This is a genomic window from Ideonella sp. sgz306126 (genome assembly GCF_056032705.1).
On the sequence record NZ_JBVYWP010000006.1, the window covers coordinates 70,526 to 85,005 of the forward strand.

Below are 14,480 nucleotides of genomic sequence, written 5' to 3' on the forward strand. Positions count from 1 at the left end.
GGCCTCGCGGCGGCGATCACAGACCGGTCAGCTTCTCGAGCTGTTCGGGATAGCGGGCGCCCTGCACGGCGATGTGCGAGGCGGCCTGTTCGATGTCGGCCAGGTCCTCGGTGCTCAGCGTCAGCGCCGCCGCGCCGAGGTTCTCTTCCAGGCGCTGCAGCCGGGTGGTGCCGGGAATCGGCACGATCCAGGGCTTGCGCGACAGCAGCCACGCCAGCGCCACCTGCGCCGGCGTGGCCTGGTGCCGTGCGCCCACGCGGCTCAGCAGCGCGACCAGCGCCTGGTTGGCCTCGCGTGCTTCGGGGGTGAAGCGCGGGATCACGTTGCGCAAGTCGCCCGGCGCGAACGTGGCCGACGCGTCGATCTTGCCGGTCAGGAAGCCCTTGCCCAGCGGGCTGTAGGGCACGAAGCCGATGCCCAGGTCTTCCAGTGTCTGCAGCACGCCGTTGGTCTCCGGCCCGCGCGTCCACAACGAGTATTCGCTCTGCACCGCCGCCAGCGGCTGCACGGCATGGGCGCGCCGTATCGTCGCGGCCGAGGCCTCGCACAGGCCGAAGTGCCGCACCTTGCCGGACGCGATCAAGTCCTTCACCGCGCCGGCCACGTCCTCGATCGGCACCTGGGGGTCGACGCGGTGCTGGTAGAACAGGTCGATCGCCTCGATGCCCAGCCGCTTCAGCGAGGCCTCGGCCACGGCCTTGATGTGCTCGGGCCGGCTGTTCAACGCGGCCAGTCCGGGCTGGCCGCCCGGATCGATGGCAAAGCCGAACTTGGTGGCGATCACGACCCGGTCGCGCGACGGCCTCAACGCCTCGCCCACCATTGCTTCGTTGGTGAACGGGCCATAGACCTCGGCGGTGTCGAAGAAGCTGACGCCGCGCTCCACCGCGGCGCGGATCAGCGCGATGCCGTCTTCCTTGGACACGGCGGTGCCGTAGCCGAAATTCAAGCCCATGCAGCCCAGGCCGAGGGCCGAAACCTGGAGGCCGCTGCGGCCCAGGGTGCGTTGCGTGTTCATGCGGGGGTGTCCTTGTGTCGAGTCCAGGGTGGAACTCTAGGCAGCGGGACGGCGAATGACTAGACTGCTGAACCGATATGGAGTCATAAGAAAGGCTAATCAATGGCACGGTTCGACGACCTGGCGGCCTTCGCCGCCGTCGTGCGCGTGGGCAGCTTCACGCGCGCCGCGGCGCAGATGGGCGTCACCCAGTCCGCGCTGAGCCAGACGGTCCGTTCGCTGGAGCGCCGGCTCGACCTGAAACTGCTGAATCGGACCACGCGCAGCGTCTCGCCCACCGAGGCCGGCGAGCGGCTCTACCTGACCGTCGGCCCGCGCTTCGCGGACATCGAGGCCGAGCTGGCGGTGCTGGCCGAGCTGCGCGGCAAGCCGGCGGGCACGGTGCGCATCACGGCCTCCGAGCACGCGGTGCGGACGCTGATCTGGCCTCGCTTGCTGCCGTGGCTGCCGAAGTTTCCCGACATCCAGCTCGAGATCAGCAGCGACAACCGCTTCATCGACATCGTGGCCGAGCGCTTCGACATCGGCGTGCGCCTGGGCGCCGACGTGGCCAAGGACATGATCGCGGTGCGCATCGCCCCGGACCTGCGCCTGGTCGTGGTCGGCAGCCCTGCGTACTTCGCGCGCCACCCTCGGCCCGGCAGCCCGCAGGATCTCACCGAGCACGATGCCCTGGGCCTGCGCCTGCCGTCCCATGGCGGGCTGCTGCCGTGGGAGTTCAAGCGACGCGGCAAGAGCCTGCGTGCCCACGTCAAGGGGCGGCTGGTGTTCAACGCCGGCGACATGGTCGTCGCCGCGGCGCTGGCCGGCCACGGGCTGGCCTGGGTGCCCGAGGATGCCGTCGCCGAGCACCTCGCCGCGGGGCGCCTGGTCTCGGTGCTGGACGACTGGTCGCAGACCTTCCCCGGATACCACCTGTACTACGCCAGCCGCCGTTCCTCGCCCGCGCTGGCCCTGGTCGTCGACGCCCTGCGCCAGGCGCCGGGCCGGTGACCCGGCGGGCGGCCCCGCTTGCCGCGCCGGGCGCCGCCGCACCGGTTCAAGATCGCGCTGGCGCGGCCGATACTTCAGGGATGCCACGGATTGAAAGCATCCCCTCCGATGTCGAGGCCCTGGTCTCGCCGGCCCTGGCCCGCTACGGTGGCATGGTCGCGGTCTTCGACAGCGAAGACCGCCTGCGCTGGGCCAACCCGTTCTATCGCGACATGATGGGCATCGCCGAAGGCCTGGGCATGACCTGGTCCGACTTGATGCGCCGGAGTTACCAGAACCAGGTCGGTCCGGTGATCAACAGCGCCGACTTCGAGCACTGGCTGGCGTCCACCGCATCGCGCCGGGGCAAGCAGCCCTACCGCCAGTTCGAGGTCGAGTTGTGCGACGGCCGCTGGATCCTGCTGACGCAGACCGTCGACGAGCACGGGTGGATCCTGTGCCTCGGTGTCGACATCAGCGATCTGGGCCGGAATCATCGCGAACTGCGCATCGCCCGCGATCTGGCCTTGCGCGCCAGCCAGATCGATCCGCTCACGGGGATCGCCAACCGCGCGTCGGTCCTGCAGCAGCTGGCGGCGGCCATGGCGCGCCGCGCCGGCCGGCCCTGCGCGGCGCTGATCGACCTGGATCATTTCAAGCGCATCAACGACCGCCTGGGCCATGCGGCGGGCGACCAGGTGCTGCGCGATTTCGCGCAACGGCTGCAGGCCGGCCTGCGGCGCGCCGACGCCTGCGGACGCTATGGCGGCGAGGAGTTCCTCGTCGTGTTCGCCGACGCCAGCCTGGGCGACGCCCAGGAGGTGGTTCGACGCCTGCTGGCCGCGGTGCGGCAGTCGCGGCCCCTCGGCGACGAGCCCGACTTCAGCTACACCATCAGCGCCGGCCTCGCGCAGGCGCAGCCCGGCGAAAGCCCGGCCGAACTGCTCGTGCGCGCCGACGTGGCGCTGTACCAGGCCAAGGGAGCGGGACGCGATCGCTGCGTCGCGGCGACGCCGCCGCTCGCCGACCCGGCCAGGGCCGTGCGGCCGAACGCCGGCCCCCGCGGCGACGGGTAGCCGACGCTCACTGCGGTGTCGCTGGCGCCTCGCCCGGGGGGCCTGACGGCGCCGGGCCGCGATAGGCGCGCGTCGTGCGGCCGGTCCAGCGCTTGAACGCGTGGCGGAAGTTGGCGGCATCGCTGAAACCCAGCGAGGCCGCGATGTCGTCGACGCTCATCGCGGTGCGCTGCAGGTAGTCGATCGCCAGCTGGCGGCGCACCGCGTCGAGCACCTGCTGGTAGGCCGATCCTTCGGCCGCCAGCCGGCGCCGCAGCGTGCGCGAGGTCATCTGCAGCGCGGCCGATGCGGTCTCGATGTCCGGGAAGTGGCCCGGCGACTGCAGCAGCAGGTTGGCCAGCCGGCCGGCCAGGCCCGCCGCCCCCTGCATCTCGGCGAGCAGCTGGTCGCAGGTCTGCTGGACCACCGTCGCGGTGATCGGGTTGGCGAAGGCCAGCGGATGGGCCAGCCAGCGCGACTCGAAGCGCACCTCGTTGGCCGCGGAGCCGAAGGCCACCGGGCACCCCAGCCACTCGCCGTACTGCGCGGCATGCGGCGGCGCGGCGTAGCGGGCGCGCACCCGGGTCGGCGACAGCGCGGCGCCCAGCAGATCGCGGTGCAGCGACATCTGGGTGCCGAGCTGCAGCTCGAACACGAAGCGGAACAGGTCGCTGCCTGTGCCCAGGCCCAGCACGTCGTCGAAGGACCAGACGGCCTCGTCGCCATCGAGCCCGAAGGCCAGGCCGATCAGCGGCGACGCCAGCGCGCGGTACTTGATCGCGAAGTCGATCGCCTGCCGCGGCGTGGTGCTGGCCAGCAGCGCGTAGCCGTAGAGGCCGAAATGGGTGAGGCGGATGCGCGCGCCGGTGCGCAGCGCCAGCGCGGGATCGGGCGAGAGGCGTTGCGCCTGCTCGTGCACGGCCAGCAACTGCCGCACCGAGACCCGGGTGGCGGCGTCGCGCAGCGCGGCCACCGCGAGGCCGCTGCCGGCCAGCACCGCTTCGGCCGGCACGCCCAGCGCGGCCAGCGCGTCCACCAGCACCGCGATCTTGTCGGGGCGATGCAGGCGATCGTCGAGACGGGCACTCAAGGCGGGACGGACCGGATGCATCGGATCGTGGCGCGGCAGGACAGGGGTTCGCAGTGTAGAGGTGAACCCGGGGGCTGTCCGAATTTCACCTCTCCTGGTCGCCTGCAACCTCGCCAGCGCCGCCCTGCGCGGTCAAGAATCGCGGCCAGCGGGTTCGCTCGAAACCCGCAGAGACAGACCCGAGGAGACACCCATGGGCTCAGGCATCGATCTGGTGCGGCTGAACTTCAACCCGCAGGCGCAGCTGGGATTGAACCTGGTGCTGGCGCTGGTGATGTTCGGCATCGCGCTGGACCTCAAGCTGGCCGATTTCCGCGCCGCGCTGCGTACGCCCAAGGCCCTGGCCATCGGGCTGATCTGCCATCACCTGCTGTTCCCGGCGCTGACCTTCGGCCTCGTGCTGCTGGTCCGCCCGCTGCCGTCGATCGGCCTGGGCATGCTGCTGGTGGCCTCGTGCCCGGCCGGCCACATCTCCAACTTCTTCACCCACCGCGCGCTCGGCAATGCGGCCTTGTCGGTCTCCATCAGCACGCTGTCGACCCTGGGGGCCATCGTCATGACGCCGCTGAACGTCGCGTTCTGGGGCTCGCTCGATCCCGGCATGGCGGCCTTGCTGCGCAGCTTCTCGCTGGACGCCCTGCGCATGCTGGCCGACGTGGCGATGCTGCTGGGCGCGCCGCTCGCCGCCGGGCTGGCGCTGTCGCACCGCTTTCCGGCCCTGGCCAAGCGCCTGCACGCGCCGCTGCGCAGCCTGTCGCTGCTGGTGTTCATCGCCTTCGTGCTGGGCGCGCTGGCGATGAACTGGGCGATCTTCCGCGAGTACGGCCGCTTCGTGATCGCCGTGGTGCTGGTGCACAACGCCTTGGCGCTGGCCGGCGGCTACGGCTTCGCCCGCGCCGCTGGGCTGCCCGAGCGCGACCGCCGGGCGGTGGCGTTCGAGACCGGGATCCAGAACTCCGGCCTGGGCCTGGTGCTGGTGTTCAACTTCTTCGGCGGCCTGGGCGGCATGGCCATCGTCACCGCCTGGTGGGGCATCTGGCACATCGTGGCCGGCGTGGCCTTGTCCAGCTTCTGGATGGCGCGCCCCGCCGCCGCAGCAGGAGTTCGGGCATGAGCCCCGTTCGCGTTCGTGTTCTCGTCACCGGCGGTGGGGGCTATCTGGGCCGGCAGGTGATCGCCGCGCTGGCCGAGGCCGGCCCGGCGCCCGACGGCGGCATCGTCTGCCTCGACGTGCGGGAGATGCCGCCCGAGCAGCGTCTGGGCGGCGTGGACTACGCCTGCGCCGACATCCGCGATCCGGGCCTGGCGGACCTGCTGCGCCGCCACCGCATCGACACCGTGGTGCATCTGGCCGCCATCGTCACGCCGGGCCGGCGCTCCGACCGCGCGTTCGAGTACCAGGTCGACGTCGAAGGCACGCGCAACGTGCTGCAGGCCTGCGTGGCCGCGGGCGTGCGGCAGGTGATCGTGTCGTCGTCCGGCGCGGCCTACGGCTACCACGCCGACAACCCGGCGTGGCTGAGCGAGACCGACCCGATCCGCGGCAACCCCGAGTTCGCCTACGCCTGGCACAAGCGGCTGGTGGAGGAGATGCTGGCCGACTACCGCGAGCGCGCGCCGCAGTTGCGCCAGACGGTCCTGCGCATCGGCACCATCCTCGGCGAGACGGTGGCCAACCAGATCACCGCCTTGTTCGACAAGCCGCGTCCGCTGGCCATCGCCGGCGCCGACAGCCCCTTCGTCTTCATCTGGGACCAGGACGTCGTCGGCGTCATCCTGCACGCGATCCGCAGCGGCCGCGACGGCATCTACAACGTCGCCGGCGACGGCGCGCTCAGCATCCACCAGATCGCCGGGCGCATGGGCAAGCGCTGCCGCGTGCTGCCCGCCGGCGTGCTGCAGGCCGCGCTGTGGATCGGCCGGCGCCTGGGCCTGACGGCCTACGGGCCCGAGCAGCTGCGCTTCCTGCGCTACCGGCCGGTGCTCGACAACCGGCGGCTGAAGGAGGTGTTTGGCTACACGCCCCGCAAGACCTCCGCCGAAGTCTTCGACGCCTGGTGGTCGGCCCGCCGCCGCGGCCCGGGGGGCCCGACGTGACGGACACCGCACGCCGGTATCGCGGCAAGACCGTGGTGATCACCGGTGCCGCCGGCGGGCTGGGCAGCGCGCTGGCCCGCCGCTTCGCGAGCCTGGGGGCCCGCATCGTCGCGCTGGACCTGGACGGTGCCCGCGCCGAAGCCTTGGCGGCGACGCTGCAGGCGCAAGGCGCGCAGGCGCTCGGGCTGGCCTGCGACGTCGGCGACGCAGCCGCCTGCCGGGACGCGATGGCGCGCGCCGTCGCGACGTTCGGAGCGATCGACGTGCTCGTCGCCAACGCCGGCATCTCGGCCCGCGCCCTCTTGCGCGACACCGCGCCGGAGGTCATCCACCGCGTGATGGCGGTGAATTTCTTCGGCGCGGTCCATGCCACGCAGGCCGCGCTGGCGTCGCTGACGGCGCAGCGCGGGCAGATCGTCGTGATCTCCAGCATCGCGGGCTTCTCGCCGCTGGTGGGCCGCACCGCCTATGCCGCGAGCAAGCATGCGCTGCACGGCTTCTTCGACAGCCTGCGCAGCGAGCTGCGCGGCGACGGCGTCGGCGTGACGATGGTCTGTCCGTCGTTCATCGCTACCGGCATCGATCGTGCCGCGCTGGCCGGCGATGGCGGCCCGGCCGCCGCACCGCGCCTGAACCCCGGTGGCCAGGCCCAGCCCGACGCGGTCGCGGCGCACATCGTCGCCGCCGCGGGCCGGCGTCGGCGCCTGTGCCTGCCGGGCGCCACCGCGCGCCTGGCCTGGTGGCTGAGCCGGCTGCTGCCACCCGCCTACGACCATTTGATGCTGCGCCGTACCGGCGCGGAATTCGACCTGCTCACCCGGAGATCCTCATGACCTGTCACCGTTCCTTGACCGTCCCCCCGTCTTCCGCGCCCGGCCGGGAGGCGCCCGTCGCCGCGGGCCGCAGGCTCGCGCGGCGCACCGTCACGACCGCCAGCATCGCGCTCGGGCTGGCCGCGGCGACGGCCGCGCCCGCCGCCACGCTCACCGTCACCGACGCGGCGGGCCGGCCGCTGGCCACCGCCATGGTGCGCGAGAGCGCCCGCCCGCTGCCGCCGCTGGACACCTCGGACGCGGGCTACCCGGCGCCCGGCGTGGCGCACGTCGTCGCCACCGAGATCACCCGCTTCACCGATGCCGCGGGCCGCGCCGCCTGGGCTCCGCGCAGCGGCGCGGTGAGCTACCTGGTGCGCAAGCCGGGCTACCGTGACGCCACGGTCGCGGCCGCGCCCGGCCAGGCGGCGGTCAGCGTGGTGCTGCAGCGCGAGACCGACCCGGTCAAGCTCGCCGAGGCCAAGCCCGCCAACGTCTGGCTGGGCGCGCTCGACCTGGGCGATGCGAAGCGCAAGCACCACTTCATGCTGCAGTGCGGCTTCTGTCACCAGCAGGGCAGCGCCTTCACCCGGCGCGAGCGCTCGCCGGCGGAGTGGCGCGCGCTGATCCCGCGCATGGTGCGCTACGGCTCGCGGCTGTCCAGCGCCGACCAGAAGGTCCTGCCCGAGATGCTGAGCGCCGGCTGGCGCAAGCTGCGCGAGAACCCGTCGCTGCTGGCCGAGCCCGCGCCCTGGGATCCCGCGCTGTCCGCCACCACCATCACCGAATGGCCGATCGGCGACGCGATGTCGCAGACCCACGACCAGTTGCTGGCGGCGGACGGCCAGGTCTATGTGGCCGACAACATCCAGGATCGGCTCTACCGGGTCGATCCGCGCACCAACGCGGTCACGGTGTTCCGGATCCCGCACCGCGCCGACGACACGCCGGGCGGCCTGATCGCCGCGCGGCTGCGCGACTTTCCGCGCCACGACGACACCTCCAACGCGCATTCGATGGCGCAGTCGGCCAAGGACGGGCACATCTTCATCACCCCGCCGGCGCAGCAGCGGCTGATCGAATTCGACCCCAAGACCCACGCCTTCACGCTGCACGAGATCGGGGCCGGCCTCTATCCGCACACCGTGCGCGTCGACGCGCAGGACCGCGTCTGGTTCACGCTGGCGCTGTCGAACCAGGTCGCGATGTTCGACCGCAGCACGCAGCACTTCACGCTCTACGACCTGCCGACGCGTTCGCTGCGCGAGCGGCTCACGGTGGCGCTGATCCGCCCGCTGTTCACGCTGATGAGCTGGGGCGTGCCGCTGGCCAACTGGCTGCCGATCGACCGCGCCTCGACCGGCACGCCGCTGCCCTACGGCATCGACATCACGCCCGACGGCAAGGTCTGGTTCGCGCGCCTGCACACCGACGAGATCGGCTGCATCGACCCGGCCACCGGCAAGGTCACGATGATCGCCACGCCGTTCGCCGGGCCGCGCCGGCTGCGCAGCGATGCCGACGGCAACCTGTGGATCACCGCCTTCCCCGAGTCGGCGATCGCCCGCTACGAGCCCGCGTCCGGCCGCTTCACCCGCTTCGACCTGCCGGTCCAGCCGAAGGGCAGCGAGACGCCCTACGCGCTGAACGTCGACAAGAAGCGCGGCGTCGTCTGGGTCGACGGCGACCAGTCCGACTCGCTCTACGCGCTGACCATCGCCACCGGAACCTGGCGCCGGGTGCCGCTGCCGCGCCGCGTCACCTTCACCCGCGACATCGAGATCGCCGACGACGGCACGGTCTACAGCTCGAACTCCAACTTCCCGAGCTGGCAGGCGGAAGGCGCGCAGCCGACGCTGATCCGGGTGCAGACCGGCGAGACGAAATGACGTGGTCGATCGGGTTGGCGCGGCCGTGGCGGCGCGGTCCCGCCGCGCCGGGCAGCGGAGCGGCGCGATGATCCTGCTGCGCCACCGTTGGTTCTACCTGTCGTGCCTGGCCGCCTTCACCGCCGGCCACATGATCAACTACGCCGTGATCATCTACGCGCAGGAGGTGATCGGCTCGGACCTGCTGTCGGGCATCGGCTTCGGCCTGTGCTTCGGCCCGCCGCTGCTGCTGGGCTGGTACGCCGGGGTGCTGTGCGACCGGCTCGCGCCGGGCCGGCTGATCCTCGCCGCGCAGGCCTTGTTCATCGTCGCGGCGGGCCTGCTGTGGTGGGCCGACCGGGGCGTGGCCGAGGCCGCGGCGCGGGTGCCCTGGCTGGTGGCCGCGGCGGCGCTGGCCGGCGTCGGCTGGTCCTTCGTCGCGCCGGCGCGCATGGCCGCGCTCGGCCAGATCGCCAGCACCGGCGAGCTCAAGCCGGCCTCGGTGATCTTCAACCTGCTGGTGATGCTGGGCTTCGGCCTCGGGCCGGTGGTGATCGCGCTGGCGCGGCGCCACTTCGGCTGGCAGGGCGTGTTCGGCGGCGCCGCGCTGCTGTTCGCGCTGGCCTCGGCGACGCTGCTGGGCGTGCGCACGCACCGCAGCCGGCGCGTCCACCAGCCGGTGAGGGTCGAGATCCGCGAAGGGCTGGACGCCGTGGCGGCCAAGCCGCTGCTGCTGCAGCTGATGGTGGCGGCGATGGCCGGCTACCTCGCGATGGGGCCGATGACGGTGCTGCTGCCCAAGCTGGCCACCACCCAGCTCGGGCTGAGCGACCTGCAGCGCGGCGCCTTCCTCGGCACGCTGGCGCTGTCGCTGATCGGCGGCGGCCTGGTGGCACTGGCCACCGCCCGCCGGCTGCGCCACGGGCCGGCGATCCTGGCCGCGACGACGCTGGCGGGCCTGGCGCTGGCGGCGCTGGGGTCGGCCCACGACACGCGGCTCGCGGTGGCGCTGCTGTGCACCGTCGGCGTGGCCGGCGGGCTGGCGCTGTCGCTGATCGTCGCCGGCATCCAGGCCAACGCCGGCGACGCGGTGCGCGGCCGCGTGGTCAGCCTGTACACCATCATCTCGCAGGTGGTGCCCGCCGCGTCGGGCGTGGCCTCCGGGGCGCTGGTCCAGGCCTTCGGCGTCGCGGTGGCGCTGCGGGTCTGCGGCAGCACGCTGGCCCTGCTGATGCTGATCGGCAGCGCCCGGATGCGTGCGCTGCGCCGCCACCGCGGCTGACGGCGCGGGTCAGAGACCGCTGCGCCAGCGCTCGCACGGCCAGCCGCGCTCGGCGGCCAGCGCGGCCAGGCGCGCATCGGCGTTCACCGCGACCGGATGGCTGACCTGCTCCAGCAGCGGGCGGTCGTTGATCGAGTCGGAGTAGAAGTGGACGCTGGCGAAGTCGGCCATGCGCAGGCCGTCGCGCGCCAGCCACTGGCGCAGGCAGTCGCACTTGCGCTCGGCGAAGCAGATCTCGCCCTGGATGGCGCCGGTGAAGCGCTGCTCGGCGACCTCGGCCTGCGGCGCGAGCACCGGCAGCCCGAACGACTCGGCGATGCCTTCGGCCAGAAAGCTGTGGGTCGCGGTGATGATCGCCGCGCGGTCGCCGGCCGCGCGGTGGCGGGCCACGGCGGCGCGGGCGGCCTCGGCGATGCGCGGCGCGGCGATCTCGGCGACGAAGCGCTGCCGCCAGGGCAGCCAGTCGTCGATGCGGTGTTCCGCGAGCAGGGACAGCTGGAAGCGCAGATAGCCCTCGATCTCGAGGCGGCCGGCCTCGTAGCGGGCGTATTCCTCGGCCTGGCGCTGCAAGGCCTCGCGGCCGACCCGGCCATGGTCGGCGAGGAAGTGGAGCCACAGGCTGTTGCTGTCGCCGTCCAGCAAGGTGTGGTCGAGATCGAAGAGTGCGAGGTGCATGGTCAGTCGATGAGCCCGCCGTCGGCGTCGAAGAAGGGGAACGGGCCGGCGTAGTCGCCGATCGCGGCGAGGTGGCTGGTCAGCTGGCCATCCTGCCAGCGGTGCAGCAGGTAGCCCGGCGGCTCCATGCGGAAGCAGCTGGGCGCGTCGGGCCGCAGGTCCAGCGCCACCTGATGGGCCGGACTGGGGCAGGTCAGCACCGCGCGGCCGCCGACGCGGGCGTGGATGCTGCGGTGCAGGTGGCCGCAGAGGATCAGCTCGATCTGCGGATGGCGCGCGACGATCGCGGCAAAGGCCTCGCGCCCGTCCAGGCCGATCGCGTCCATGTGGCCGATGCCGGTGGCGAACGGCGGGTGGTGCATCAGGATCAGCGTCGGCGCGGCCGGCCGGGCCGCCAGCGTCTCGTCCAGCCAGGCCAGGCGCTCGGCGCACAGCTCGCCCCCGCCTTGTTGCGGGATCAGCGTATCGAGGCCGACGAGGCGCAGCGCCGGGCCGTCGTCGACGAACTGCAGGAAGCCGCGGTCGGGCAGGTAGCCGTCGGCGGCGAAGGCCGCGCGCAAGGCTTCGCGCTCGTCGTGGTTGCCGGGGATCACCCGCAGCGGCATCTTCAGCGGCGCCAGCAGCTGGCGCAGGTAGGCGTACTCCTCCGGGCGACCCAGGTCCACCAGGTCGCCGGTGAGGACGACCAGATCGGGCGCCGGGTCGAGCCGCACCAGGCTGTCGACGCAGCGGGCGAGCATGGCCGCGGTGTCGACCCGGCCGTAGGCGAGCTTGCCGGGCAGCTTGACGTGGGTGTCGGAAATCTGGGCGATGAGCATCTCGGACTCCTTACAGGACCAGCAGGCCGCGCGGGTCGACGTGCAGCGTGACCGGATCGCCGGGTCGGAAATCGCGCCGCGCGGTGCTCTCCACCACCAGGGGCCGCGCCTCGCCGACCTCGACGAACAGGCGCGTGCGATCGCCGCAATAGAACGCGGCGGCGACCGTGCCGCGCAGGCCGTCCGCGATGCTACCTTCCGGCGCCGGAACGTCGGCGATGCGGATGTCCTCGGGACGGAACAGCACCTCGCGCGCATCGCGCTGCAGCGCCGCGCCGGCGATGCGGCCCGACGCGCAGCACCAGGCATCGCCTTCGAGGTGGCCGCCCAGGCGGTTCATGGTGCCGATGAAGTCGGCGACGAAGCGCGAGGCCGGCCGCTGGTAGATCTCCCGGGGCGCGCCGATCTGCGCCACGCGGCCATGGTCCATGACCACGATGCGGTCGCCCAGCGCCATCGCCTCGGCCTGGTCGTGGGTGACGTAGATCGCGGTGATGCCGAGCCGGCGCAGCAAGGTGTCGATCTCCAGCCGCAGCGCGTCGCGCAGCTTGGCATCGAGCGCCGTCAGCGGTTCGTCCAGCAACAGGACGCGCGGCTGCACGGCCAGCGCGCGGGCCAACGCCACGCGCTGGCGCTGGCCGCCGGAGAGCTGGTCGATCTGCCGGTCGGCCAGGGCCTCGATGCGCATCAGCGCCAGCATCTCGGCCACCCGCTCGCGCAGCAGCGGCGCCGGCGTGCGCCGCAGACGCAGGCCGTAGCCGACGTTGGCCGCCACGCTCATGTTGGGAAACAAGGCGTAGGACTGGAACACCATGCCCACGTGGCGCTGCTCGATGGGCAGCGCGCTGACGTCCACGCCGTCGAACAGCACCCGGCCGCCGGCATCGGGGGCCTCGAAGCCGGCGATCATCCGCAGCGTGGTGGTCTTGCCGCAGCCGGACGGGCCGAGCAGCACCACGGTTTCGCCGGCACGGATGGACAGGTCGAGCGGCTCCAGCGCCCGGGTGCCGTCGGCGAAGGTCTTGGCGCAGGCCTCGAGGGTGATGGAGACGGGGGCGGCGAAAGCGGTCATGGGGTGATTCCATCGGCGTCGTCCGTGGCGGCGGCGAACCTCGTCCGGCGCGGACGGGAGAAGGCCTGCAGCGCCAGCAGCAGCGGCATGATCAAGAGGAAGAAGACGAGGGTGTAGGCGCTGCCGACTTCCAGCCGCAGCGACGCATAGGCGTCGGCCAGGCCGACGGGCAGGGTCTGGGTCAGCGGGGTGTGCAGCAGCCAGGTCATGTTGAACTCGCCCATCGACAGGGTCACGACCATCAGCGAGCCGGCCAGGATGCCGTGGCGCGCATTGGGCAGCACGATGTCGACGAAGCGCCGCCAGAAGCCGGCTCCGAGCGACGCCGCGCCTTCCTCCAGCGTCGCCAGGTCGATCACGCTGAACACCGCGAGCACCGAGCGCACCATGAAGGGCAGCGTGAACAACACGTGGCCGACCAGGATGAAGGCCGCCGAGGTGCGGAACCCGGTCAGGCCGCCATAGGTGACGATCAGCGCCAGCGCCGTGGCTAGGCCGGGGACGGCGATGGGCATCACCAGCAACTCCTCGATCAGGCGGCTCAGCGCGCTGCGCGAGCGGGCCAGCACATAGGCGGTCGGCACGCCGAGCAGCAGGGTCGCGGCGAGGCAGGCCAGCGCCAGTCCGACCGACAGCACCAGCGTGTCCCGGTAGCCGGTCCAGACCTCGATCACCCAGCGCAGCGTGAAGCCGCTTTGCAGGCCGACGAAGTAGTTCACCGTCAGCCCGGCGAGCATCGACAGCAGCACCGGCACGATGAGGAAGGCGCAGACCGCCAGCGTGAAGCCGAGTTGCAGGCCGAAGATCCAGGAATGGCGTCGCATGGGGCGTCCTCAGCCGGCGGCGGCCACGCCGGCCCCGGCCGCGCTGCGGGCCAGGGCCAGCGCGACCCAGGTGAAGGCGCCGAGCGCGAAGCTCAGCGCCGCGGCCATCGCGATGTTGGCCGACAGGGTGAATTCGGTGTAGATCACCATCGGCAGCACGTCGATGCGCGTGGCCAGGGTGAAGGCGGTGCCGAAGGCGCCGACGGCGGTGGCGAAGCAGATCGCGCCGCCCGAGATCAGCGCGGGCCGCAGGCCGGGCAGGATCACGTCGCGCACCACCTGCCAGGGCGTGGCGCCCAGCGAGCGGGCGGCTTCTTCGAGCCGCGGATCGAGTTTCTCGGCCGCCGCCATGATCGTCAGCAGGGTGCGCGGAATCGAGAAATAGACGTAGCCCATGAACAGGCCGGTGAGCGAATAGGCGAACACCAGGCGGTCGCCGCCCAGCCATTGCGAGACCTGGCCGATCAGCCCCTGGCGACCGGCCAGCATGATGACCATGAAGCCGACCACCACCCCCGGAAAAGCCAGCGGCAGCGTGATCAGCGACACCAGCAAGGACTTGCCTGGGAACGCGTGGCGCTGCAGGAACACCCCGCAGACGCTGCTGATCGCCAGCGTGACGACGGTGGTGGCGGCGGCGACGCCCAGGGTCGCCGCCAGGGCCCGGGCATAGAGGGCGTTGCTGACGATGGCGGCATAGGCCCACCAACCGGTTCCGCCGCTGCCGCCGATGACGAACAGGCGCAGCATCGGCAGCAGGAAGAACAGCGTGAAGAACAACGCGGTGGGCAACAGCAGCCCCACCAGGCGGCGGCGCTCGCGGGCGGACGAGGACATCATGGGCTCGGGTTCGGGGCCGGATCGCGGGCAGCGCGGCACGCCGCCCGCGATCCGGCG

At 72.3% G+C, this 14,480-nt stretch carries 14 protein-coding genes; 7 read left to right on the forward strand and 7 right to left on the reverse strand.

What is annotated here, in order from left to right; translation table 11 throughout:
• Positions 1–16: 16 nt before the first annotated feature.
• A complete protein-coding gene (locus tag AC0N04_RS16575; protein WP_474283379.1) occupies positions 17–1,018 on the reverse strand; it encodes an aldo/keto reductase in 1,002 nt (333 codons plus the stop codon).
• Positions 1,019–1,120: 102 nt separating this feature from the next.
• Here AC0N04_RS16575 and AC0N04_RS16580 point away from each other — a divergent pair, with 102 nt between their 5' ends.
• Both AC0N04_RS16580 and AC0N04_RS16585 read left to right on the forward strand, forming a co-directional pair.
• A complete protein-coding gene (locus tag AC0N04_RS16580) occupies positions 1,121–2,011 on the forward strand; it encodes a LysR family transcriptional regulator (protein WP_474283380.1) in 891 nt (296 codons plus the stop codon).
• Between the two features lie 80 nt (positions 2,012–2,091).
• On the forward strand, positions 2,092–3,066 hold the full coding sequence (locus AC0N04_RS16585) for a sensor domain-containing diguanylate cyclase (RefSeq protein WP_474283381.1): 975 nt from the start codon (positions 2,092–2,094) through the stop codon (positions 3,064–3,066).
• Positions 3,067–3,073: 7 nt separating this feature from the next.
• Here the strand turns inward: AC0N04_RS16585 and AC0N04_RS16590 are convergent, their stop codons facing one another.
• The gene (locus AC0N04_RS16590) at positions 3,074–4,135 is read right to left on the reverse strand and encodes an AraC family transcriptional regulator (protein ID WP_474283382.1); all 1,062 of its coding nucleotides are present in this window, start codon (positions 4,133–4,135) and stop codon (positions 3,074–3,076) included.
• Positions 4,136–4,328: 193 nt separating this feature from the next.
• Between AC0N04_RS16590 and AC0N04_RS16595 the strand changes: the two genes are divergently transcribed.
• The 5 genes from AC0N04_RS16595 (at position 4,329) to AC0N04_RS16615 (ending at position 10,194) form a co-directional block, all read left to right on the forward strand.
• Positions 4,329–5,249, forward strand: coding sequence for a bile acid:sodium symporter family protein (locus AC0N04_RS16595; RefSeq protein WP_474283383.1), 921 nt, complete (start codon positions 4,329–4,331; stop codon positions 5,247–5,249).
• Entirely contained in the window at positions 5,246–6,232 is a 987-nt protein-coding gene (locus tag AC0N04_RS16600; RefSeq protein ID WP_474283384.1) for an SDR family oxidoreductase, read from the forward strand. The genes AC0N04_RS16595 and AC0N04_RS16600 overlap by 4 nt, the downstream gene beginning before the upstream one ends.
• Positions 6,229–7,065 (forward strand): SDR family oxidoreductase, encoded by an 837-nt coding sequence (locus tag AC0N04_RS16605; RefSeq protein ID WP_474283385.1) that lies wholly within the window; start codon positions 6,229–6,231, stop codon positions 7,063–7,065. The genes AC0N04_RS16600 and AC0N04_RS16605 overlap by 4 nt, the downstream gene beginning before the upstream one ends.
• Positions 7,062–8,933, forward strand: a complete 1,872-nt coding sequence (locus AC0N04_RS16610; RefSeq protein ID WP_474283386.1) for a Vgb family protein — start codon at positions 7,062–7,064, stop codon at positions 8,931–8,933. The genes AC0N04_RS16605 and AC0N04_RS16610 overlap by 4 nt, the downstream gene beginning before the upstream one ends.
• Positions 8,934–9,000: 67 nt before the next feature.
• Positions 9,001–10,194, forward strand: coding sequence for an MFS transporter (locus AC0N04_RS16615; protein ID WP_474283387.1), 1,194 nt, complete (start codon positions 9,001–9,003; stop codon positions 10,192–10,194).
• 9 nt (positions 10,195–10,203) lie between these two features.
• Here AC0N04_RS16615 and AC0N04_RS16620 read toward each other — a convergent pair whose 3' ends face one another.
• From AC0N04_RS16620 to AC0N04_RS16640, 5 genes are read right to left on the reverse strand one after another with little or no spacing between them, the layout of a single operon-like run.
• Positions 10,204–10,869, reverse strand: a complete 666-nt coding sequence (locus AC0N04_RS16620; protein WP_474283389.1) for an HAD family hydrolase — start codon at positions 10,867–10,869, stop codon at positions 10,204–10,206.
• Between the two features lie 2 nt (positions 10,870–10,871).
• A complete protein-coding gene (locus AC0N04_RS16625; RefSeq protein WP_474283391.1) occupies positions 10,872–11,687 on the reverse strand; it encodes a phosphodiesterase in 816 nt (271 codons plus the stop codon).
• 10 nt (positions 11,688–11,697) lie between these two features.
• Positions 11,698–12,759 carry an ABC transporter ATP-binding protein gene (locus tag AC0N04_RS16630; RefSeq protein ID WP_474283393.1) on the reverse strand — a complete coding sequence of 354 codons (1,062 nt, stop codon included), beginning with the start codon at positions 12,757–12,759 and terminating at the stop codon, positions 11,698–11,700.
• Positions 12,756–13,583 (reverse strand): ABC transporter permease, encoded by an 828-nt coding sequence (locus AC0N04_RS16635; protein WP_474283395.1) that lies wholly within the window; start codon positions 13,581–13,583, stop codon positions 12,756–12,758. The genes AC0N04_RS16630 and AC0N04_RS16635 overlap by 4 nt, the downstream gene beginning before the upstream one ends.
• A 9-nt stretch (positions 13,584–13,592) precedes the next feature.
• Positions 13,593–14,420 (reverse strand): ABC transporter permease, encoded by an 828-nt coding sequence (locus tag AC0N04_RS16640; RefSeq protein ID WP_474283397.1) that lies wholly within the window; start codon positions 14,418–14,420, stop codon positions 13,593–13,595.
• Positions 14,421–14,480 lie beyond the last annotated feature (60 nt).